Origin of the sequence: Pelagovum pacificum, assembly GCF_016134045.1 — a bacterium.
Lineage (GTDB): Bacteria > Pseudomonadota > Alphaproteobacteria > Rhodobacterales > Rhodobacteraceae > Oceanicola > Oceanicola pacificus_A.
Genome location: NZ_CP065915.1, coordinates 1868283 through 1889952 on the forward strand (window position 1 = coordinate 1868283; position 21670 = coordinate 1889952).

17 protein-coding genes and 1 tRNA gene are annotated in these 21670 nt (G+C 66.7%); 12 read left to right on the forward strand and 6 right to left on the reverse strand.

Annotated features, from left to right (window positions below; translation table 11 throughout):
• Positions 1-27 precede the first annotated feature (27 nt).
• Entirely contained in the window at positions 28-930 is a 903-nt protein-coding gene (locus I8N54_RS09230; protein WP_140192843.1) for a DMT family transporter, read from the forward strand.
• A 129-nt stretch (positions 931-1059) separates the two neighbouring features.
• Positions 1060-1136, forward strand: a tRNA-Asp gene (locus I8N54_RS09235).
• A gap of 248 nt (positions 1137-1384) precedes the next feature.
• Here I8N54_RS09235 and I8N54_RS09240 read toward each other — a convergent pair.
• Positions 1385-2761: a M20/M25/M40 family metallo-hydrolase gene (locus I8N54_RS09240; protein ID WP_140192842.1), complete on the reverse strand. Its 1377-nt coding sequence runs from the start codon at positions 2759-2761 to the stop codon at positions 1385-1387.
• Positions 2762-3037: 276 nt separating this feature from the next.
• Between I8N54_RS09240 and hemA the strand changes: the two genes are divergently transcribed.
• From hemA to ispG, 3 genes are all read left to right on the forward strand, one after another.
• Positions 3038-4264 carry a 5-aminolevulinate synthase gene (gene hemA / locus I8N54_RS09245; RefSeq protein WP_140192841.1) on the forward strand — a complete coding sequence of 409 codons (1227 nt, stop codon included), beginning with the start codon at positions 3038-3040 and terminating at the stop codon, positions 4262-4264.
• 148 nt (positions 4265-4412) lie between these two features.
• Positions 4413-5741: a helix-turn-helix domain-containing protein gene (locus tag I8N54_RS09250; RefSeq protein WP_231592383.1), complete on the forward strand. Its 1329-nt coding sequence runs from the start codon at positions 4413-4415 to the stop codon at positions 5739-5741.
• A gap of 98 nt (positions 5742-5839) precedes the next feature.
• Positions 5840-6985: a flavodoxin-dependent (E)-4-hydroxy-3-methylbut-2-enyl-diphosphate synthase gene (gene ispG / locus I8N54_RS09255; RefSeq protein ID WP_140192839.1), complete on the forward strand. Its 1146-nt coding sequence runs from the start codon at positions 5840-5842 to the stop codon at positions 6983-6985.
• A gap of 61 nt (positions 6986-7046) precedes the next feature.
• On the opposite strand, the gene I8N54_RS09260 is transcribed toward ispG, so the two are convergent.
• Positions 7047-7802, reverse strand: a complete 756-nt coding sequence (locus tag I8N54_RS09260; RefSeq protein ID WP_140192838.1) for a DsbA family protein — start codon at positions 7800-7802, stop codon at positions 7047-7049.
• A 141-nt stretch (positions 7803-7943) separates the two neighbouring features.
• Between I8N54_RS09260 and I8N54_RS09265 the strand changes: the two genes are divergently transcribed.
• From I8N54_RS09265 to I8N54_RS09275, 3 genes are read left to right on the forward strand one after another with little or no spacing between them, the layout of a single operon-like run.
• Complete coding sequence (locus I8N54_RS09265; protein WP_140192837.1) at positions 7944-9104, forward strand: pyridoxal phosphate-dependent aminotransferase; 1161 nt, start codon at positions 7944-7946, stop codon at positions 9102-9104.
• Entirely contained in the window at positions 9101-10306 is a 1206-nt protein-coding gene (locus I8N54_RS09270; RefSeq protein ID WP_140192836.1) for an N-acetylmuramoyl-L-alanine amidase, read from the forward strand. The genes I8N54_RS09265 and I8N54_RS09270 overlap by 4 nt, the downstream gene beginning before the upstream one ends.
• On the forward strand, positions 10303-10740 hold the full coding sequence (locus tag I8N54_RS09275) for a PaaI family thioesterase (RefSeq protein ID WP_140192835.1): 438 nt from the start codon (positions 10303-10305) through the stop codon (positions 10738-10740). Before I8N54_RS09270 ends, I8N54_RS09275 begins: the two co-directional genes overlap by 4 nt.
• On the opposite strand, the gene I8N54_RS09280 is transcribed toward I8N54_RS09275, so the two are convergent.
• Positions 10737-11345: a class I SAM-dependent methyltransferase gene (locus I8N54_RS09280; protein ID WP_140192834.1), complete on the reverse strand. Its 609-nt coding sequence runs from the start codon at positions 11343-11345 to the stop codon at positions 10737-10739. The two genes, I8N54_RS09275 and I8N54_RS09280, sit on opposite strands and share 4 nt — an antisense overlap.
• A gap of 196 nt (positions 11346-11541) precedes the next feature.
• On the opposite strand from I8N54_RS09280, the gene I8N54_RS09285 reads away from it, so the two are divergent.
• The 4 genes from I8N54_RS09285 (at position 11542) to I8N54_RS09300 (ending at position 18050) form a co-directional block, all read left to right on the forward strand.
• Positions 11542-14058 (forward strand): penicillin-binding protein 1A, encoded by a 2517-nt coding sequence (locus I8N54_RS09285; protein ID WP_140195516.1) that lies wholly within the window; start codon positions 11542-11544, stop codon positions 14056-14058.
• A gap of 93 nt (positions 14059-14151) precedes the next feature.
• A complete protein-coding gene (gene prfB / locus I8N54_RS09290; RefSeq protein ID WP_140192833.1) occupies positions 14152-15276 on the forward strand; it encodes a peptide chain release factor 2 in 1125 nt (374 codons plus the stop codon).
• Positions 15277-15375: 99 nt separating this feature from the next.
• Complete coding sequence (locus I8N54_RS09295; RefSeq protein ID WP_140192832.1) at positions 15376-16611, forward strand: putative DNA modification/repair radical SAM protein; 1236 nt, start codon at positions 15376-15378, stop codon at positions 16609-16611.
• Positions 16611-18050 carry a UdgX family uracil-DNA binding protein gene (locus I8N54_RS09300; protein ID WP_140192831.1) on the forward strand — a complete coding sequence of 480 codons (1440 nt, stop codon included), beginning with the start codon at positions 16611-16613 and terminating at the stop codon, positions 18048-18050. Before I8N54_RS09295 ends, I8N54_RS09300 begins: the two co-directional genes overlap by 1 nt.
• Here the strand turns inward: I8N54_RS09300 and I8N54_RS09305 are convergent.
• Genes I8N54_RS09305 through I8N54_RS09315 form a run of 3 tightly spaced genes read right to left on the reverse strand, consistent with a single transcriptional unit; the run spans position 18036 to position 21341 of the window.
• Positions 18036-19556 carry an MFS transporter gene (locus tag I8N54_RS09305; protein ID WP_140192830.1) on the reverse strand — a complete coding sequence of 507 codons (1521 nt, stop codon included), beginning with the start codon at positions 19554-19556 and terminating at the stop codon, positions 18036-18038. The two genes, I8N54_RS09300 and I8N54_RS09305, sit on opposite strands and share 15 nt — an antisense overlap.
• A gap of 2 nt (positions 19557-19558) precedes the next feature.
• The gene (locus tag I8N54_RS09310; RefSeq protein WP_140192829.1) at positions 19559-20056 is read right to left on the reverse strand and encodes a bactofilin family protein; all 498 of its coding nucleotides are present in this window, start codon (positions 20054-20056) and stop codon (positions 19559-19561) included.
• The gene (locus I8N54_RS09315) at positions 20046-21341 is read right to left on the reverse strand and encodes a M23 family metallopeptidase (protein WP_140192828.1); all 1296 of its coding nucleotides are present in this window, start codon (positions 21339-21341) and stop codon (positions 20046-20048) included. Before I8N54_RS09315 ends, I8N54_RS09310 begins: the two co-directional genes overlap by 11 nt.
• Positions 21342-21670: the final 329 nt, after the last annotated feature.

Below are 21670 nucleotides of genomic sequence, written 5' to 3' on the forward strand. Positions count from 1 at the left end.
CGCATTGCCCGCAGAAAGGATCACGTCATGAAAGACAGCACGCAGATGCAGGACGAGGGGCGGCCGCTTCTCGGCGTCGCCCTCGTCGCGATGGCGGTCTTCTGCTTCGCCTCGAGCGACGTGCTGATGAAGACGCTCGCCATGCGCTACCCGGTGCCGGTGGTCGGCACCGCCCGCTACGTCGTCAGTCTGATTCTGCTGACGGTGCTGCTCTGGCCAAGACAGGGTAGGGCGCTCTGGCGCACGCAGCGGACCGGGCTCGTCATCTTCCGCGGTTTCGTGCTGGCGACGGCGACCCTGACCATGGGTCTGGCTCTGCGCCTGATGCCGGTGGGAGAGACGGTGGCAATCATCTACCTCTCGCCCTTCGCGATCATGCTGCTGGCGATTCCGCTGCTCGGAGAGCGGGTGGCGCTATCGGGCTGGATCGCGGCCGGGGTCGGCTTTGCCGGTGTCCTGCTGATCCTGCGGCCCGGCGGCGGGCTGGATCCGGTCGGCGTGATGTTCGCGCTCGCCAACGCAGGGTGCGCGACGGCCTACCACCTGCTGTCGCGCCTCTTGTCGCGGACCGAGACAACGCTGGCGATGCTCTACATCGTGACGCTCGTCGGGTCTGTCGTGTTCGGTGTCCTCGCCATCCCGTCGCTCGGCGGGCCGCTGCCGGGGTGGAGCGACCTCGGCCTGATGTCGATCCTCGGCGTGCTGGCGACGCTGGGCCACTTCCTGTTCACCGCCGCCTACCGGGAGGCCCCGGCGTCGCTCGTCGCGCCGGTGAATTACCTGCACCTCGTCTGGGCGGGGGGACTCGGTTGGATCGTCTTCGGCCACCTGCCGGATCCGGTCAGCGCAATCGGCATGGCGCTGGTGCTTGCCGCCGGGATCGCCATCGCGCTGCGCGCCCACTTCTCGCGCCGCCTCGTGACGGCCTGAAGCGCCGGTCACACAGGGCCCGCACGACCCGCCGCATGCCCGATCGACGCGACCGGCCGACATCGCGTCGATTGAAGCGAATTTCGCCGTTGACGCCCCCCGCGGCATCGCCTAGACGGCCCCTCACGCGCGGTTGTAGCTCAGTTGGTTAGAGTACCGGCCTGTCACGCCGGGGGTCGCGGGTTCGAGCCCCGTCAACCGCGCCACTTTCCCCAAGTCGAACGTTTTCACGGGACGGACGAACGTCCCGCTACGGTGCAAGCCACGACGCTGTCGCCCCCTCGTCACCGAAGGCACGCGTTAACCTTAACGCGCCGCATCCGGCCTTCTTTGGGCTTCAAATATTTCTCGGGGGTGAATGGGCCGCAGGCCCAGAGGGGGCAGACAGCCCCCTGATCCGGCCGGCCCGAAGGCCGGCCTCAAGGCAGCGCGCGCGCAAGCGCGCACCGCTGGATCAGGTGTCGAGAGCGGCGAGGATGCGCGCCCAGCTCCGGATCCCCTTGTGGAAGCTGGCAAGGTGATACTTCTCGTTGGGCGAGTGGATCGCGTCGTCGTCCCGCCCGAAGCCGATCAGCATCGAATCGAGCCCGAGGATCGACTTGAAATAGCCCGCGATCGGGATCGACCCGCCGGCCCCGATGAAGGCAGCCTCGTTCGGCCATTCGTCCGACAGGGCCTGCCGCGCGGCCTCGTAGGCCGGGTCGTCCGTCGACATGACCGAGGCGGGCGAGGCGCCGTGGCCGTGCCACTCGACAGAACAATCGGCGGGCAGCATGTCCTCGACCATCTTGCGGAAGCTCTCGCGGATCGCGAGCGGATCCTGCTGCCCGACAAGGCGGAAGCTGATCTTCGCGCTCGCCTTCGAGGGCAGGACCGTCTTGAAACCGTCGCCGGTGTAGCCGCCGGTGATGCCGTTCACCTCGCAGGTGGGACGCGCCCACAGCATCTCGAGCGCGCTGCGTCCGGATTCGCCGGCCGGAACCGACAGGCCGACTTCCCCAAGGAACGAGTCGGCGTCGAAGCCGAGCGCGTCCCATTGGGCACGCAGCTCGTCCGTCAGCTCCTCGACGCCGTCGTAGAAGCCGGGCACCGTCACTCGACCGTCCTCGTCATGCAGGCTGGCGATGATGCGCGACAGCACGCGGATCGGGTTCATCGCGGCGCCGCCGTAGCTGCCGGAATGGAGGTCCTTGTCCGGGCCGGTGATCGTCAGCTCCTCGCCGAGCAGCCCGCGCAGCTGGGTCGTGATCGCGGGCGTCTCGGGATCGTACATCGAGGTATCGCAGATCAGCGCGACGTCGGCCGCGCTCAGCTCGTCGGCGTTCTCCTTCATGAAGGGCACCAGCGACGGAGAGCCCGATTCCTCTTCCCCTTCGAAGAACATGGTGATGCGGCCCGGCAGCTTGCCGTTGACCGCGACCCATGCCCGGCAAGCCTCGACGAAGGTCATCAACTGGCCCTTGTCGTCGCAGGCGCCGCGCGCCCGGATCACCTTGCCGGTCGGCGTCTCCTCGAGCGCGGGGTCGAACGGCTCGCGCTTCCACAGGTTCAGCGGATCGACCGGCTGCACGTCGTAATGGCCGTAGAACAGCAGGTGCTTGCCGCCCTCGCCACCATGTCCGATCACCATCGGGTGACCGGGCGTCTCGCGCGCGCCGGCCTCGAACCCCATGGAGGCGAGATCTTCCACCAGCCAGTCCGCCGCCGTCCGGCAATCGTCCTTGTAGGCGGGATCGGTGGAGATCGAAGGGATCCGAAGCAGCGCGAACAGCCGGTCGAGACTCTGGTCGAGATCGGCGTCGATGCGGGCGAGAACCTGGTCGAGCGACATGGGGACTCCGTATATGAAGGGAAAGGTTGCGCGGACCGTATCAGAGGGCCGACCGGTGTCCAGCGCACCGAATCCGGCGAAAAGCATGATCCTGATCAAATCTTTTCTCCGCCGGGCACGGTAGGAGGACCGGGCGGGCAGGGTCCACGATAGGAAACACCGGTCCGCAAAATTGCCCACTTGAAGGGCAAGGTGCGACATGAGGACCATGGGGGCGATGTTGCCCGGCGCGGGCGGCGCTTATATGACCATGGCACACGACGAGAGGATTGACGGGTGACCGACTACGACGCAGCGCTCGACCAGGCCATCGAACGGCTTCACGACGAAGGCCGTTACCGGACCTTCATTGATATCGAGCGCAAGCGCGGCAACTTTCCGCACGCGACCTGGACCCGCGCCGATGGCACGGAACAGCCGATCACGGTCTGGTGCGGCAACGACTACCTCGGCATGGGGCAGCACCCGGTCGTGCTGGAAGCGATGCACGAGGCCGTCGAGACGGCTGGTGCGGGCTCCGGCGGCACGCGCAACATCTCGGGCACGACGGTCTACCACAAGCGGCTCGAGGCGGAACTTGCCGGTCTGCACGGCAAGGAGCAGGCGCTGCTCTTCACCTCCGCCTACATCGCCAACGATGCGACGCTGTCGACCCTGCCAAAGCTGTTTCCGGGCCTCATCATCTATTCCGACGCGCTCAACCATGCCTCGATGATCGAAGGCATTCGCCGCAATGGCGGCGCGAAGCGCGTGTTCCGGCACAACGATGTCGCCCATCTGCGCGAACTGCTGGCCGCCGACGACCCCGACGCGCCCAAGCTGATCGCCTTCGAATCCGTTTATTCGATGGACGGCGACTTCGGCCCGATCCGCGAGATCTGCGACATCGCCGACGAGTTCGGCGCGCTCACCTATCTGGACGAAGTGCACGCCGTGGGCATGTACGGCGCACATGGCGGCGGCGTCTCCGAGCGGGACGGACTAGCCCACCGGATCGACATCATCAACGGCACGCTCGGCAAGGCCTATGGCGTGATGGGCGGCTATATCGCCGCGTCCAGCCGCATGTGCGACGCGGTCAGATCCTATGCGCCGGGCTTCATTTTTACCACATCGCTGCCCCCGGCAATTGCTGCCGGTGCCGCGGCAAGTGTCCGCCATCTCAAGTCCGACGCCGCTCTGCGGGAGCAGCATCAGACCCAGGCCGCGATCCTCAAGACCCGTCTGAAGGCGCTCGGATTGCCGCTGATCGACCACGGCAGCCACATCGTCCCGCTGATCGTAGGCGACCCGATCCACACCAAGAAAATATCCGATATGCTCTTGGAAAGGCACGGGATTTACGTCCAGCCGATCAACTTCCCGACGGTGCCCCGCGGGACCGAGCGTCTGCGCTTCACACCGTCCCCGGTTCACGGACCGCACGAAATTGATGCGCTGGTCAAAGGGCTCGACGGGCTCTGGTCGCATTGCGCGTTAAATCGCCAAGAACTGGCGGGCTGACCTTTTCTGCGGGTGCACCCTCCGGGGGCCTGTGCTAACGACTCTTTAGGCCACGACTGGATCGAATCGACAGGTTGTGGATAACTTGGGGCAGACTAAGGCACGGGCTGGCAGGATGGGTCGCGGACCGAAGCGCGATATAACCGATATGGCAGAGAAGCCTTCGGGCTTCGACGACTTCGAGTTGCGTCTCGGGGATCTGCTCCGGGGTGAGCGCGCGACGCTCGGCAAGAGCCTCCTCGACGTCCAGCGCGAGCTCAAGATCAAGGCTGCCTATATCGCCGCGATCGAGAATGCCGATCCCACCGCTTTCGAGACCCCCGGTTTCATCGCCGGCTACGTGCGCTCCTACGCCCGTTACCTGAACATGGACCCCGAGTGGGCGTTCAACACGTTCTGCCGGGAGAGCGGGTTCGAGACCGCGCACGGCATGTCGGCCGCTGCCTCGACCGTGAAGCCGAGCCGCGAAGAGCGGAAGCAGCCGAAGGGCGGGGACGACATGTTCTCGTCCCCCCGCACGCCCTTCATTCCCACCGGTGACGCGTTCCTCGCCCGGGTCGAGCCCGGCGCGATCGGGTCCGTCATCGTGCTGCTCGCCCTCGTCGGTGGCCTCGGCTACGGCGGCTGGACCGTGCTTAACGAAGTCCAGAAGGTCCAGTTCGCACCCGTCGAGCAGGCACCCACCGTGATGGCCGATGTCGATCCGCTTGCCGGTGGCGGGGCCGTCGCCTCCGAGCCCGAGACGTCCGCCGCCGAAAGCGCAACGATGACCGCTGGCCTGCGCCCGCCGTCGACGGGCGCCTATGACCGTCTTTACCGGCCCGAAGCGCTCGATGTGCCGGTGATGGTCGCGCGTGATGCGCCGATTTCGACGCTGAACCCGCAATCGATGGGGGCCCTGACCGCAGAGGCCAATATCGGCAACGTCGGGATGCCCGCGACCGCCATGGCGTCGCGCGCCGCAGGCGACGGCGACATCGCTGTCGACGAGAATGCCGTCGACATCGCGCTCGCCTCCGCACTCGGCCGTGGCGCACGCCCGACCGACGCCGCCAATGGTGCTGGCGACGAGGCAGAGCTGACCGTGCCGACGTCCGGTGTCCAGGTCACCGAAGAGCCGATCCCCGCCGTGCAGCTCGTCGCCGCGCGCGAGGCCTGGGTGCGGGTGACCGCGCCGGACGGCACCGTGATCTACGAAGCGACCATGCGGCACGGCGACACCTTCGCGGTGCCCCAGACCGAAGAACCCGCGACCCTGCGCATCGGCGAAAGCGGTGCAGTCTACTTCGCGGTGAACGGCGAACATTACGGCCCCGTCGGCCAGCGCGGTGCGGTGACCAGCAACGTCGCGCTCTCCGCCTCGGCGCTGACCGACCGCTACCAGGTCGCCGACATTTCGGCTGACGCCGACCTCGACGACATTGTCCGCGTGGCGGAGAACCGGGTCCCGGTCGAGATCCCCCCCGAGACGGAGTGACGCGTGCCGGTTGTCCACCGGCTCCGTCGCGCATAGGTTCCCCTCGACTCGAACAGAGGTGATCCTCCCTCCGGAACCGCTCTGAAAGGGCGCCCCCCATGTCGCTGAACCACGTCCGCCCCTGGCGCAACATCTACCGCCGCGAAAGCCGCAAGATCATGGTTGGCAACGTCGCCGTCGGTGGCGATGCGCCGATCTCCGTCCAGACGATGACCAACACTTTGACGACCGACGTCAAGGCAACGGTCGAACAGGTGCAGGCCGCCGCCGAAGCCGGTGCCGACATCGTGCGCGTCTCCGTGCCGGACGAAGCCTCGTCCAAGGCGTTGAAGGAGATCGTCAAGGAAAGCCCGGTCCCAATCGTCGCGGACATCCACTTCCACTACAAGCGCGGCATCGAAAGCGCCGAGGCGGGTGCCGCCTGCCTGCGCATCAACCCCGGCAACATCGGGGACGAGAAGCGCGTCCGCGAAGTGATCGCTGCCGCCCGCGACCACGGCTGTTCCATGCGGATCGGCGTCAACGCCGGCTCGCTTGAGCGGCACCTGCTCGAGAAATACGGCGAGCCTTGCCCCGACGCGATGGTCGAGAGCGCGATGGAGCATATCCGCATTCTCGAGGACAACGACTTCTTCGAGTTCAAGATCTCGGTGAAGGCATCCGACGTCTTTCTCGCCGCCGCTGCCTACCAGGGCATCGCGGAGGCCACGGACGCGCCGATCCACCTCGGCATCACCGAAGCCGGCGGCCTGATGTCGGGCACGATCAAAAGCGCGATCGGCCTCGGCAACCTGCTGTGGATGGGGATCGGTGACACGGTCCGCGTCTCGCTCTCGGCCGATCCGGTGGAAGAGGTCAAAGTCGGCTACGAGATCCTGAAGTCGCTCGGCCTGCGCCACCGTGGGGTGAACATCATCTCCTGCCCGAGCTGCGCCCGCCAGGGCTTCGACGTCATCAAGACGGTCGAGAAGCTCGAGGATCGGCTCGCCCACATCAAGACGCCGATGTCGCTGTCGATCATCGGTTGCGTGGTGAATGGGCCGGGCGAAGCGCTGATGACGGATGTCGGCTTCACCGGCGGCGGCAACGGCAACGGCATGGTCTACCTTGCCGGCAAACAGAGCCACCGGATGAGCAACGACGAGATGATCGATCACATCGTCGAACAGGTCGAGAAGAAAGCGGACCAGCTGGAACAGGAGCGCGCAGCCGAAGCAGACGCGTCCCAGACCGCCGCCGAGTGATTGCCTTGCGGCCAAGCGCTCTTAAAAGCGCCTGGCCGCCAGATACCCTGCCAGCGCCAGGTCAGCCCCGATCGGCGCGCACGGAGTCGACGATCCCTTCCATCTGCTCCAGCGGCAGGTAGCCGCGGATCATCTGGTCGGCCATCACGAAGGTCGGCGTGCCGGTGATCTGCAGCCGCTGCGCCAGCGCGCGCGTCTCGGCGATCTCGGCGGCGACCTCGTCGGAATTCATTTGCTCGAGGATCGCGTCGGCATCGTAGCCGAACGTCTCTGCCATCCGTGACAGGCTCTCTTCGGTGGCGTCGCCGCGCATGTTGATGAGCGCCTCGTGGACCGCTTCGTACTCGTCGTCGCCGTGAAGCTGACGGACCGCGATCGCGAATTGCGAGCTGAGGGTGGAGCCTTCGCCAAGGATCGGAAATTCCTTCACGATCAGGCGGATATTGCCGTCCGCTTCGATCAGCTCCTCGACCTCGGGGTAGGCGCGGCGGCAGTAGCCGCACCGGTAATCCATGAATTCGACGATGGTGATGTCACCGTCCGGGTTGCCCCCGACCCAGGAGAAGCCGTCGTCGACAAGCGCGTCCATGTTGCTCGACACGAGGTTCTGGTCGGCCTGGGCCTGCGTCTCCGCCTCACGCTGTTCGAGAACGCCGATGGCTTCCATCAGCACTTCCGGGTTATCCATCAGGTAGGCGCGCACTTCCGCGCGGAACGCGGAGCGCTCGGCGTCGGTCATGTTCTCGGGGTCGAACGCGGCGGCGGGGCCGGCAAGCACGGCCGCGAAGGCGACGGCTGCGGTGAGGGTTTTCATCATCGTGGTCGCTCCAGCAGAAATGTCGCCCCGACGTCGCATATCATGTGTCCCGGGGAAAGTGCGGCGAAGCGCCTCTCTATCAGGTGCATTGACGGGACCGGTCGCGGCTTGGCAAATCGGGGCAACGATAGGGGGCAGGCCATGAAGACATCAAGCCGGGGACAAGTCGATCCCTTCATTGTGATGGACATCGCGCAGGCCGCCGCGGAGGCCGAGGCAGAAGGCCGTCCGGTGATCCACATGGAGATCGGTCAACCCGGGACCGGCGCGCCGCGCGGCGCGCTCGACGGGCTGTCGCGGGACATGAGCGACGGGCCGCTCGGCTATTCCGTCGCGCTCGGCATTCCCGAGCTGCGCCGCCGCATCGCCCACCACTACGGCACGGAGTACGACGTCGACCTCGACCCGGCGCGGGTGGTGATTACCGCCGGGGCGTCCGGCGCCTTCATCCTGGCCTTCTCGGCGCTGTTCGACACCGGGGCCCGCGTCGGGCTGGGCGAACCCTGCTATCCGTCCTACCGCCAGATCCTCAAGGCGCTGGACCTCGTGCCGGTCGGCATCCCCACGACGCTGGACACTCGTATGCAACCGGTCGCGCGTGACGTTAGCGGACACGCGCTCGACGGGCTGCTCGTCGCATCACCCGCCAATCCCACGGGGACGATGCTCGGCCATGCAGAGCTCACTGCGCTGTCGGACGCCTGTCTCGAGACGGACACCAGCCTGATATCCGACGAAATCTACCACGGCCTGACCTACGGCGCGCGCGCGACCTCGGCGCTCGAGGTGACGGACGAGGTCTATGTCATCAATTCCTTCTCCAAGTATTTCTCCATGACCGGTTGGCGTGTCGGCTGGATGGTCGTGCCGCCCGATCACGTCCGCATCGTGGAACGTCTGGCCCAGAACCTGTTCATCTGTCCGCCGCACGCCAGCCAGCGTCTCGCGCTTCATGCCTTCGACTGCCGCGAGGAGCTCGACGCCAACGTCGCCGTCTATGCCGAGAACCGCCGCCTGATGCTGGAGGAGCTGCCGAAGGCGGGCTTCCGCGATCTCGCACCGCCCGACGGCGCTTTCTACATCTACGCCGATGTCAGCGACTTCACCGATGACGCGCTCGCCTTCAGCCACGAGATCCTGGAGGTCGCGGGCGTCGCCGTGACGCCGGGGATCGACTTCGATCCCGAGCGGGGTCGGCAGTGGCTGCGCTTCTCCTACGCCCAGTCGACCGACGCGATCCGCGAGGGGCTGCGCCGGCTGACCAAATTCATGGACGACCGCAAGCGGGAGGCGGCGGAATGATCCGTCTCGCCCTCGCGCTCCTCCTCGCGCTCGCGCCGTTCGCGGCCAGTGCACAGGACTTCACCGCGCTCGCGCGCTTCGCGCCTGCCGACAGCGGCATCCGCGACATCGAGCAGGGGGTCGAGATCACTCTGGACCTGTCCCAGCCGGTGCCCTGGCGGGTCTTCACGCTGGACGAGCCGCGCCGTCTCGTTCTCGATTTCCGCGAAGTGGATTGGGGCGACGCCTCGGGCGAGACACTGCTCGACAGCGCCCTGGTCGAGGACATGCGCATGGGCCGTTTCGCTCCGGGGTGGAGCCGGATGGTCCTCGACCTGCGCGCGCCTCTGATTGTCGACCGTGCGGGGATGCGCACCGACGCCGTGACCGGCAATGCCGTGGTGACCGTGCGCCTCACCGTCAGCGACGAGGCGACCTACGCGGCAAAGGCCGGCGCTCCGCAGGACGAAGGCTGGGACCGGCGCACCGCGACGATTCCCGCCGTGCCCGAACCCGACAGCAACGTGATCGTCGTCGCCATCGACCCGGGCCACGGCGGTGTCGATCCCGGCGCGCAGCGGGACGGCGTGACCGAGGCCGATCTGATGCTGCGCCTTGCACTGGAACTGGCCGAGGGCGTGTCCCGTGCCGGCATGATCCCGGTGCTGACGCGAACCGATGACACTTTCGTGCCCCTTCAGACCCGAATGACCATCGCGCGGACCGCCGGTGCCAACCTGTTCCTGTCGCTGCACGCCGACGCGCTGGAAGAGGGCCGGGCAACCGGCGCCTCGATCTACACGCTATCGGACGGTGCCGGCGACGACGCGAGCGAGCGGCTCGCAGAGCGGCACGACCGGGGCGATCTGCTTGGCGGGCTCGACCTCAGCGGGCAGGACGACACGGTCGCCACGATCCTGATGGACCTCGCCCGGCTCGAGACGGGCCCGTCCGGTCAGCGTCTCGCCGCGGCCCTGAAAGCGGGGTTGGACTCCTCCGGCGTGCCGCTCAACAGCCGGCCCCGCCGGACGGCGATGCTCGCGGTGCTGCAGGCGGCCGATTTTCCGTCGGCGTTGATCGAGGCCGGCTTCCTGTCGACCGACAGCGACCGGGATCGCCTGCTCTCCGAAGACGGCCGCGCGAAGATCGTGGACGGGCTGGTGCGCGGCATCCAGAACTGGGCGGCGGAGGAAGCGGCGCTCGCGCCGTTGATCCGTCAATGAACGCTTGGCCCGACAACCTGCACCCGATGGATCCCGCGCTTTGGGAGGGGAACTACCCGTTCCAGACGTTCCTCGGCTTCCGCCAGACGGGCTGGGGGCACGGCTACGCCCGGTTCGAGCTCGACTACCGGGACGACTTCGCGAACCGGCACGGCAACACGCACGGCTCGATCTACGCCGCGCTGCTCGACACCTCGATGGGCTACAGCGGGGCCTATACCGGCAGCGCGCGGCGGCGGGCCTACACGATGACGCTCAGCATGACGCTGAACTTCATGGCCCCGGCCGTCGGCCCGGCGCTGATGGCCGAAGGCCGCCGGTCAGGCGGCGGGAGGCGAATCTTCTTCACCGAGGGGCGGATGTGGGACGGGCAGGGGACCCTCGTCGCCACCGCGACCGGCAGCTTCAAGATCCGCGAAATCGTCGAGGACTAGCGCGCCCGCGCCAGCCAGATCGTGTGGCCGCCGCAATCGGGATCCTGCGCCTTGAAGTCGAGCACGTCGAACCCCGCAGCGTCGAGAAGCTCCCGGTAATCGTCGGGGTCGAGGCTCTCGTGGAAGATCGGCGAGCCGCCGACGTCCCCGATGGCGGTTCCCGCATGGTCGCCCGTGGTGAACATCAGCGCGGCGCGGTCGGCGGCATGGGCCGCGAAGACCGGGAACATCGCCCGCTGGTCGGCAGCGTTCAGGTGAAAGAAGGAATCCCATGCGAGGATCGCGTCGAACGTCTCACCCAGATCGAGCCCGCGCATGTCGGCGTGATGCACCGTGGCGTTGGGCAGGTTCGCTCGAAAGCCCGTCACCATGCTCGCCGCGCCGTCGACGCCGGTGATGAGGCAGCCGCGCTCGGCCATGTAGGAGGCCAGCGGTATCCCCGTTCCACAGCCGAGGTCGAGCACGCGGCGATGCTTGCCCGCGCCGGCGGGGGCACAGGCGATGAACCGGTCGAGCCAGCGGCGTTCGAAAAGGGTGCGGCTGCGCAGGCGGGACCATTCCGGGCCGACCTGCTCGTAAGTGGAGAGGACTTCTTCGTGCGACATGACGCGGAAGATCTAGGTCCGCGCGGAGGTCCGCAAGTCACGTCCGCGCGCGCAGGCGTTCCTTCGCCGAGACCGCTCGCAACCATGTGAGCGGATTGCCTCCGTGACGCAGCGGTCCGGGTGCGATCGGCTTTTGACCATTTCCGCCGCGCCACGTATAAACCCGTGACTGCATTTCCGGGGACAGACAGCCTTGATCCTTCGCCCGATCATGAACCTATTCGGCGCGCTCTTCGCGACCATCACGCTCGGCCTCGTGATGGCCGGTCTGTCGATCGGCGGCGTCTTCTACATGTATGGCAAGGATCTGCCGTCCTACGAGGTGCTGGCGCAGTACACGCCGAAGACGATCAGCCGGATCTATTCGGGCGAGGGGCGCATCATCGACGAATTCGCGTCCGAACGTCGTCTCTATACGCCGGCGGCAGAGATTCCCGACCTCGTGAAGAACGCCTTCGTCGCGGCGGAAGACCAGTATTTTTACGTCCACTCGGGCTACGACGTCACCGGCATGGCCGCCGCGTTCCGCGACGCGGTCGTCAGCGGCGGCTCGAACCTGCGCGGGGCCTCGACGATCACCCAGCAGGTGATGAAGAACTTCCTGCTGTCCTCCGACGTCACCGCCGAGCGGAAGGTGAAGGAGATCATCCTCGCCGCGCGCATGGAAGAATCCATGAGCAAGGATCGTATCCTCGAGCTCTATCTGAACGAGATCTTCCTCGGCCAGAACTCCTACGGCGTCACCGCGGCGGCGCAGACCTATTTCAACAAGTCGCTGGACGAGCTGACGCCGGGCGAGGCGGCCTATCTCGCCGTCCTGCCCAAGGCGCCGTCGACCTACCACCCGGTGCGCCAGTACGACCGCGCCGTCGATCGCCGCAACTACGTGCTCGGCCGGATGTTCGAGGACGGCTACATCGACGAGGCGACGTACAACGCCGAGCGCGACGCGCCGCTGCGCACCGTGCAGAGCGGGGACTACGACAGCTTCCGATCCGATCTGCCGCCGCGCGACTATTTCAGCGACGAGATCCGCCGTCAGCTCTCCCGCGATTTCGGCGAGGAAGAGTTCTTCTCCGGCGGCCTGTCGATCCGCGCGACCGTCGACCGCAACCTGCAGGACATCGCCGCTACCGCGCTGCGCCACGCGCTCGAGAACTACGACCGCAGCATCGGACGCTGGCACGGATCGGGCAAGACGATCGACCCCGCGGAACTCGAGTCCGAGGAAAGCTGGCGCGCCGCGCTGGCGGACGTCGACATCGCCCGTGACATCGTGCTCGAGAACCGCTGGCACCCCGCCGTCGTGCTCGAGATCGGCGACCAATCCATGACGCTCGGTGCCGAGGACGTGGAGGGCACGGTGAGTGTCCCGCGCGAGGACATCGCCTGGCTCCCCGGCTCCTTCTTCGACACGTTCGAAGTCGGCGACGTCGTGCACGTCCGCCAGATGACCAACGACAGCGACGGCTCGCTGATCCGCTGGACCCTGCGCCAGGTGCCCGAGGTCGAGGGCGCGTTCATGGCGATGGACGTCAACACCGGTCGCGTGCTCGCCATGCAGGGCGGGTTCAGCTACCAGCACTCGGTCTTCAACCGGGCGACGCAGGCGCTGCGTCAGCCGGGCTCCGCCTTCAAGCCGCTGGTCTATGCCTCCGCGCTCGATTCCGGCTACACGCCCGCGACGATCATCGTGGACGCCCCGATCGAGATCAACACGCCCCAGGGCATGTGGCGGCCGCAGAACTCCAGCCACCAGTTCTACGGCCCGACGCCGCTGCGCACCGGGATCGAACAGTCGCGCAACATCATGACCATCCGCCTCGCGCAGGAGATCGGGATGGATACGGTCGCACGCTACGCGGAGCGGTTCGGCCTCTATGACAACATGAACCGCAACCTCGCCACCGCGCTCGGCGCGGATGAGACGACGCTGTTCAAGGTCGTCGCCGCCTACGCGATGCTCGCCAACGGCGGCGAACGGGTCGAGCCGACGCTCGTCGATCGGGTGCAGGACCGCTACGGTCGCACGCTCTACCGCCACGACCAGCGCGAATGCGTCGACTGCACGGTCCCGAACCTGCCGGCCGGCGAGGCGCCGCGCATTTCCTCCAGCCGCGAGCGGGTCATCAACAACATCACCGCCTACCAGATCACCTCGATGATGCGCGGCGTGGTCGAGCGCGGCACGGCGCGCGGTGCGATCAACCTGCCGGTGCCGATCGCCGGCAAGACCGGGACCACGAACGATGCCAAGGACGTGTGGTTCGTCGGCTTCTCTTCCAACATCGCGGCAGGCTGCTACATGGGCTTCGACCAGCCCCGGTCGCTCGGCCGCTCGGCCTATGGTGGCACGCTCTGCGCGCCGGTGTTCCAGTCGTTCATGCAGGAAGCGATCCAGACGTACGGCGGCGGCGAATTCGCGGTGCCCGACGATTGTCAGTTCATCAATATCGACCGCTATTCGGGCGCGCGCCTGCCGGAAGGCGCTTCTGGTGGCAACGTTGTTCGCGAATGTTTCCGCCCGGGCGAGGAGCCGATCTTCGGCGTGATGTTCGACGGCGGCTTCGCGATGGGTGGCGACCTGCCGCTGGTGGACGAACTGCGCAGCGGCCAGAACAGCTCCACCACGGTGACGACCTCGACCGGTCGCTCCGTCAACGTCGGTCCGCGGGCGAGCTTCGGCACGCTCAGCTCCGGCGGCCTTTACTGACACCACGCACTGCCCGACCGGGGACGGCCGGGGCTCCTTGTAGGGGCCCTTGGCCTGCGGTATCAGGGCGGGCACGACCGGAGAGGGCAGCAAATGCGCGCAGAAACGCAGAATATCGTCGATGCGATCGGGAAATCGCTGCAGCTTCTGGCGCAGCGGATGGACCGCGAGACCGCGCAACACCGGCTCGAGGAATTCAATGCGCGCGTCGAGGACCCGACACTCTGGGACGATCCCGCCAGTGCGCAGAAACTCATGCGCGACCGGCAGATGCTGGTCGATTCCATGGACGTCTACAACGGCATCGAGCGCGAGCTGAACGACAATGTCGAGCTGATCGAACTCGGTGAGATGGAAGAGGACGAGGAAGTCGTCAAGGAGGCCGAGGCCGCGCTTGCCGCCCTGCGCGAGCGTGCCGCCCAGAAAGAGCTCGAAGCGTTGCTCGACGGCGAAGCCGACGGCAACGACACCTTTCTCGAGATCAACGCCGGCGCCGGCGGGACCGAGGCCTGCGACTGGGCGCAGATGCTGCAGCGGATGTATGTCCGCTGGGCCGAGAAGCGCGGCTTCAAGGTCGAGCTTCAGTCCGAGGAACCCGGCGGCGAGGCCGGCATCAAGTCCGCCGCCTACAAGATCAGCGGCCAGAATGCCTACGGATGGCTCAAATCGGAAAGCGGCGTGCACCGGCTCGTCCGCATTTCTCCCTTCGGCAAGGGCACGCGAGAGACCTCTTTTGCGTCCGTCTGGGTCTACCCGGTCGTCGACGACAACATCGAGATCGAGGTGAACCCCTCCGAGATCCGCATCGACACCTACCGCTCCTCCGGCGCTGGCGGTCAGCACGTGAACACGACCGACTCCGCGGTCCGCATCACGCACTTACCGACCGGGATCGTGGTGACGAGTTCCGAGAAGTCGCAGCACCAGAACCGCGATATCGCCATGAAGGCGCTGAAGTCGCGGCTCTACCAGATGGAGCTCGACAAGCGGACCGCCGCGATCAACGAGGCGCACGAGAACAAGGGCTCCGCCGGCTGGGGCAACCAGATCCGGTCCTACGTCCTGCAGCCCTATCAGATGGTGAAGGACCTGCGGACCAGCCACGAGACGTCGGACACGTCCGGCGTGCTCGACGGTGATCTCGACGCCTTCATGGCGGCGACTCTCGCGATGGACGTCTCCGGCAAGAGCCGGGCCGAGGCGAACGCTGAGGACTGAGAGCCTCAAAATTCGTCGACGCGCCTGATCCCGCTCACGTTTTCGTAAGTATGTCGCAGGACGTTGCGCGAGACGCGCATGGGAACATATAGTGAACGAATGGCAAAACGTTCACTTCAGGAAAAGCTGGCTATCCTTTCGGATGCCGCCAAATACGACGCCTCCTGCTCCTCCAGCGGGGGCGCGAAGCGTGACAGCCGCGATGGCAAGGGCCTTGGTTCGGTCACGGGGTCCGGCATCTGCCACGCCTATGCACCGGACGGGCGCTGCATCAGCCTGCTCAAGATCCTGATGACGAACTTCTGCATCTACGACTGCGCCTATTGCGTGAACCGGGTCAGCAGCAACGTCGAGCGCGCGCGCTTTTCGGTCGAGGAAGTGGTGCAGCTCACCCTCGAATTCTACCGCCGCAACTATATCGAGGGGCTGTTCCTGTCGTCGGGGATCCTCCGCTCGTCCGATCAGACGATGGCCGACATGGTTCGCATCGCCAGGACGCTGAGGGAGGAGCACGGCTTTCGCGGCTACATCCACCTCAAGACGATCCCCGAGGCCAGCCGCGAGTTGATCGAGGAGGCGGGCCTCTACGCCGACCGCCTGTCGATCAACATCGAACTGCCGACCGACCGCGCTGTCTCCTCACTCGCGCCACAGAAGTCGGCGGATGGCATCCGCAAGGCGATGGCCGACGTGCGCGTGATGAAGGAGTCCCGCAAGGAGAAGAGCCACACCGTCAAGCGCCCGCCACGTTTCGCCCCGGCGGGGCAGAGCACACAGATGATCGTCGGCGCGGACGGGGCGGATGACCGCACGATCCTCGGGTCGTCCGTGCGGCTCTATTCCTCCTACCGGTTGAAGCGGGTCTACTACTCCGCCTTCTCGCCGATCCCCGACAGCTCCGCCGTGCTGCCGCTCATCAAGCCGCCGCTGATGCGCGAACACCGGCTCTACCAGGCGGACTGGCTTTTGCGGTTCTATGGTTTCGGGCTCGACGATGTGGCGGCGGGGATGGAGGGCGGCAACCTCGACCTCGGCATCGATCCCAAGCTCGCCGCCGCCCTGCGGATGCGGCACCTGTTCCCGGTCGATGTGAACCGGGCGGATCGCGAGATGCTGCTGCGAGTGCCCGGTCTCGGCTCCAAGACGGTGAACCGGGTGCTGACGACGCGCCGGCACCGGACCCTCGGCTACGACGATCTGCGCCGGATGGGGGCGAACCTGAAGCAGGCGAAGCCCTTCATCACCTTGCGGGACTGGACGCCGCGCGCCCTGACCGACGCTGCCGACCTGCGTGCCCGGTTCGCGCCTCCGCCGGAACAGCTTCAGCTCATCTGATGCACGTCGTCACGCTCCCCGAGATCGGCACCTTCGACGCCTGGCGCGATACGGCGCGGGGGCTGCTCTGCGCCGGCGTGCCGCCGGAGGACATCGCCTGGCATCGCGGCACGACAGAAGCCGACCTGTTCGGTGGCAGTGGCGGACCGCTGCCGCGCGGGGACGGGGAGGTTACGGTGCCCAAGGGCTTCGTTTCGCTTGTGCGGGATGTCGTCTGGCACCGCGATCCGGAGCGGTTCGCGCGGGCTTACACGCTCCTGTGGCGGCTGCAGAGGAACCGGCGCCTGCTCGACGACCGAGGCGATCCGCTGGTCGACCGGCTGCAGTCGATGGCCAAGGAAGTCCGCCGCGACAAGCACAAGATGACCGCCTTCGTCCGGTTCCGCGACATCGGCCAACCTGACGCCGCCCGGCGCAGCTTCGCCGCGTGGTTCGAGCCGAGCCACTTCACGCTGGAACCGACCACGCCCTTCTTCGCCAAGCGCTTCGGCGACATGGACTGGATCATCCAGACGCCCGACCTCACTGCCACGTTCGAGGACGGCAAGGTGCGGTTCTCCGATGGAGTGGCAAAGCCCCCGGTGCCGGAAGACGCGACGGAGGAGCTTTGGCGGACCTACTTCCGCAGCATCTTCAACCCCGCACGTCTGAAGGTGAAGGCGATGCAGGCCGAGATGCCGAAGAAGTACTGGAAGAACATGCCCGAAGCGGCGCTGATCCCCGAACTGATCGCGGGCGCTCAGGCCCGCGCCGCAGAGATGGCCGCCGCCGCGCCGACACTCGCCCCGGCCCGCGCGGGCCGCATCACCGAAAGGTTCGATATGGATCACGCCGAGCGTCCCCCCGTCGACGACCGCGACAGCTACTTGCGGGAGCTCGCCGGCTGCCGCCGCTGTCCCCTCTGGGAAAACGCGACACAGGCGGTGCCCGGGGAGGGGCCCCTTGATGCCGAGCTGATGATCGTCGGCGAACAGCCGGGCGATCAGGAGGATCTCGCCGGGCGCCCCTTCGTTGGCCCAGCCGGACAATTGTTCGACGAAGCGGCGGAGCAGGCCGGCCTCGACCGGCGGCGGGCGTTCATCACCAATGCCGTGAAGCACTTCAAGTTCACACCGCGCGGCAAGCGGCGGATTCACCAGTCACCCAACAGTTCGGAGATCAGCCATTGCCGCTGGTGGCTTGATGCGGAGCGGACGCTGGTGCAGCCGAAGCTGATCCTCGGCATGGGCGGCACCGCGCTCGAAAGCCTGACCGGGGACCGGAAAGGGATCCTGAAGCGGCGTGGGCAGGTCGAACATCTGTCCGATGGCACGCCGATGTTCGTTACCGTGCACCCGTCCTATATCCTGCGACTGCCCGACAGGGGCTTGCGCGACGAGGAGACAGCGCGCTTCCGCGAGGACCTGCGCGGCGCGCTCGACTGGTTACGTGCTGCCTGACGGGCGCCCGGCGCGGGCCTGCCGACGGCCGATGCCGATCCCGATCATCGCCACCACCGCGGAAATGACCGACAGAACCGACGCGGTCCACGCAACAGAGGCAAACGCCTCCACCATCGCGGCGTCGTGGCCGGGAGAGTCGGAGCGGATGCCATAGCTCGCCGGGCCGTCGGCGGCGGCATAGGCGCGGGCCACCACGGCGGACATGCCGGCGACCGCGATCAGGCCGGCGATGCGGCTGATGGCGTTGTTCACGCCCGATGCGATCCCGGTTTGTCCATCGTCCACCGAATGCATGATCGCCGACGAGATCGGCGCTACGACCATCGACATGCCGAGTCCCTGCAGCGCCATCGGGGGCAGCACGCCGAACCAGTAATCCATGCTCTCGACCGAACGGGCGAGCCACGCGTAGCCCACAGCGGCAAGGACCGAGCCGATCGCGATCGGGACACCGTGGCCGATCCGTTCCGCCATGCGGCCGAAGAAGCGGGAGAACAGCATCACGCAGATCGACAGCGGCGCGAAGGCGAAGGTGGCGTAGATCGCGGAGATGCCCCAGCCCGCGATGACGAGCATCGGCAGGAAGAACAGGATCGCCGACAACCCGAAGTAAAGGCTGAAGGTGGAGACCTGTGCCGCCGAGAAGGCCGGCGAGGTGAACAGCACGAGCGGCATCATGGGCGTGCGGCTGCGGTGCTCATGCAGGATGAAGGCCGCGACGGCGGCGGCGCCGAGGCCGCCGGTCCAGAACAGCTTGGCGTCGATGCCACCGTGCTCCGCATGGGTCAGGGCCCAGGCCAGCGCACCGAGCCCGCCGCTCGCCAACAGCGCGCCGGTGATGTCGATCGGGTCGCCGGGGCGGGAGTTGTCTTCGTTGATGCCGACGCGGGTCAGCCAGATCGCGGCGACGCCGAGCGGCAGGTTGATCGCGAAGATCCAGCGCCACATGTCGTCCCCGCCAAGGGCGAGGGTCAGTCCGCCGATGACAGGCCCTGCGGCCGTCGTCACGGCAGAGGCTGCGGCCCATGTGCCGATGGCCGCGCCGCGCAGCTCCCTCGGGTAGGCGCGCGACAGGATGGCGAGCGAGCCCGGCACCATCAGCGCTGCTCCGACACCCTGGGCGAAGCGGGCGAGGATCAGGATTTCGGGCGAAGGCGCGAAGGCGCAGACCGCGGAGGTGACGACGAACAGCCCGATGCCCAGCGTGAAGACACGCGCCAGCCCGAAGCGGTCACCGAAGGCGCCACCCGTCAGGATCAGGGCCGACAGCGTGACCATGTAGGCGTTGTTGATCCAGGTCGCCTGTCCGAGCGTCGCGCCGAGGGTCGTGCGCATCGCGGGGATGGCGATCGACACGACCGTGCCGTCGATGAACCCCATGGACGACGCAAGCACAGCGGCGATCAGGATCAACCGCCGCTTGGCCGGGTCGCAGAAGCCGGAAACGAAAACAGGCCCCGACTTTCGCGGGGCCTGTCCCTGGATGGGATCGGGCGTGTCCAATGTCAGGCTTGGCCGCTGCTCGCCGGCTGCTGTTTCGGGGCCTGTTTGGACGAGTTGGAGCTCAGCGGATCGTCCTGACGCTGAACGGAGCCCTCGAAGTGGGCGCCACTCTCTATGGCGATGGTCTTGTGGATGATGTCACCCTCGACCCGTGCCGTGGAGGTCAGGCGCACTTTCAGGCCACGGACACGGCCCACGATGCGGCCGTTGACCACGACGTCGTCAGCGACGCATTCGCCCTTCACGGTGGCCCCTTCGCCGACGGTCAGCAGGTGGGCACGGATATCACCGTCCACCTGGCCTTCGATCTGGATGTCGCCGGAGGTCTTGAGATTCCCGGTCACGTGGAGATCGGCGGACAGGACGGAGGCCGGCGGCTTGGTCTTCGGCGTGGAGGGCTTGTAGTCGCTCCCGACACTGGTCTGCGGTTTCGGAGCCTCTGGGGTGGAGCTTTCACCGGTCTTGTGGCCCGGCTCATTGATTTTGCTCTTAGAAAACATCTTGTCCCGCTCGTATGTAGGTCATGGGGTTCACGGGGCGACCGCCGACACGCACTTCGTAGTGCAGGTGGGGGCCGGTCGACCGTCCGGAATTGCCAATATCACCGATGTGCTCCCCGCGCGAGACCCTTTCACCGACGCTCACGAGAATTCTGTTCTGGTGGGCGTAGCGCGTCTCGATCCCGAACTCGTGCTGGATCTTGGTGAGGCGGCCGTAGCCCGAGGACCAGCCGGCGTGGGTCACGACACCGTCGGCGGTGGCATAGATCGGCGTGCCGATCGGCGCGGCGAAGTCGGTGCCTTCGTGCATCCGGCCCCACCGCATCCCGAAGCCGGAGGTGAAGCGGAAGCTGTCCTTGACCGGCACGTCGAACGGCGCGCGCTCGGCGGCGATGCGGTAGATGTTGATCTCGTCGAGGCCGTTCAGGATGGCGTTGGCGCGGTCGGTGTCGGCATCGGAGCCGGACCCGCGGGTCGAGAAGGACAGGGGGGTCAGCGGACCGCCGGTGCCGGAGTAGCCGCGGCGCACGGTGGCGATCATGTCGTCGGGGTTCAGACCGGCCTGGCGGAACATCCGGTCGAGCGGTTCGACCGAGACCGTCATCGCTTCTTCGAGCTGACGGAAGATGACGTCGTTCTTTTCCTGCAGGAGGCGGAGCTCGAGCTCCATCTCGGCGGCATGCTCCAGCGCGAATTCCGCGTCGGCGGCAACCTGGTCGCGCTCATCGGCGGTATCGGCGAGCGCGGCGGCGAGAAGGTCGACCGTGCCGTTCATCTCCTGCTCGACGGCGGAGCCGGGCATCCGGCCGTCGCCGCCTTCGATCTCGGCCACGAGGGTGTCGAGCTCTTCGCGCGCGTCTTCACGTTCGTCCATGGTGCGACGCAGCGTGGCCTGGATCACGTCGATCCCGGTCTCGAGCTCGTTGCGGCGCGTCTCGGATTCGAGGAGCTGCGTCTGCATCACGCTGATCTGGTCGAGAGCGGAGGCGAAGCGTTCCTGCGCGGCGACGGCCTCGTCGGCCCGCATGTCGCGCTCATCCGACATGGCGGAGAGGCGTTCTTCGTAGATCAGCTGGTCCCGCTGCGCCTGCGCGCGGAAGTTCCCGGCGCCGATGCTGTCCATGAGGAGGATCGCCGTGGCGATGATGGTCCACCCGACCACCAACGTCGCGCCGGTCCAGGCCACGAGCTGAGTTTCCGACTTCAGGCGGATGAAACGCGTTTCATTGTCCGACCTGATAAACAGACGCCGCTCCGGAAAGCGGCGTTCGAGCGCGGTATGCATCCGCTGTAAAATCCGTGATCTCACGATACTTATTCCCGTCCCAACCCCTCGCGTAGCCCGGCTTCCCGACCATGCTACGCGGTTTTGGGGATAACCGGCGGGGATCTCTGTCGCAAGACTTTTGGGCAACAGTTCCGACCAGACCGGCGCTATGACGCCGGATAAGCAATAAACTGCCGAAACTGAACGCGTAATACCGGCAACCCAATGCCCGTTTCGCAGGCGAATCCGCCTTTCCGCTTGCGCTTCGTTTGTTTCGGGCCGTGGTCCGGGCCGCTTCAGAAGGCCGGGGCGGCTGTCTTGCGTGATGTCCCCCGCGGTCTGTTTCC

Excerpts from the sequence above, each read along its gene's own strand:
- ispG (WP_140192839.1), top strand. The coding sequence starts at position 5,840 with ATGTCGCTGAACCACGTCCGCCCCTGGCGCAACATCTACCGCCGCGAA.
- prfB (WP_140192833.1), top strand. The coding sequence starts at position 14,152 with ATGCGCGCAGAAACGCAGAATATCGTCGATGCGATCGGGAAATCGCTG.
- I8N54_RS09295 (WP_140192832.1), top strand. The coding sequence starts at position 15,376 with ATGGCAAAACGTTCACTTCAGGAAAAGCTGGCTATCCTTTCGGATGCC.
- I8N54_RS09250 (WP_231592383.1), top strand. The coding sequence starts at position 4,413 with ATGGCAGAGAAGCCTTCGGGCTTCGACGACTTCGAGTTGCGTCTCGGG.
- I8N54_RS09300 (WP_140192831.1), top strand. The coding sequence starts at position 16,611 with ATGCACGTCGTCACGCTCCCCGAGATCGGCACCTTCGACGCCTGGCGC.
- I8N54_RS09280 (WP_140192834.1), bottom strand. The coding sequence starts at position 11,345 with ATGTCGCACGAAGAAGTCCTCTCCACTTACGAGCAGGTCGGCCCGGAA.
- I8N54_RS09260 (WP_140192838.1), bottom strand. The coding sequence starts at position 7,802 with ATGATGAAAACCCTCACCGCAGCCGTCGCCTTCGCGGCCGTGCTTGCC.
- I8N54_RS09275 (WP_140192835.1), top strand. The coding sequence starts at position 10,303 with ATGAACGCTTGGCCCGACAACCTGCACCCGATGGATCCCGCGCTTTGG.
- I8N54_RS09270 (WP_140192836.1), top strand. The coding sequence starts at position 9,101 with ATGATCCGTCTCGCCCTCGCGCTCCTCCTCGCGCTCGCGCCGTTCGCG.
- I8N54_RS09315 (WP_140192828.1), bottom strand. The coding sequence starts at position 21,341 with ATGCATACCGCGCTCGAACGCCGCTTTCCGGAGCGGCGTCTGTTTATC.
- I8N54_RS09240 (WP_140192842.1), bottom strand. The coding sequence starts at position 2,761 with ATGTCGCTCGACCAGGTTCTCGCCCGCATCGACGCCGATCTCGACCAG.
- I8N54_RS09265 (WP_140192837.1), top strand. The coding sequence starts at position 7,944 with ATGAAGACATCAAGCCGGGGACAAGTCGATCCCTTCATTGTGATGGAC.
- I8N54_RS09310 (WP_140192829.1), bottom strand. The coding sequence starts at position 20,056 with ATGTTTTCTAAGAGCAAAATCAATGAGCCGGGCCACAAGACCGGTGAA.
- I8N54_RS09230 (WP_140192843.1), top strand. The coding sequence starts at position 28 with ATGAAAGACAGCACGCAGATGCAGGACGAGGGGCGGCCGCTTCTCGGC.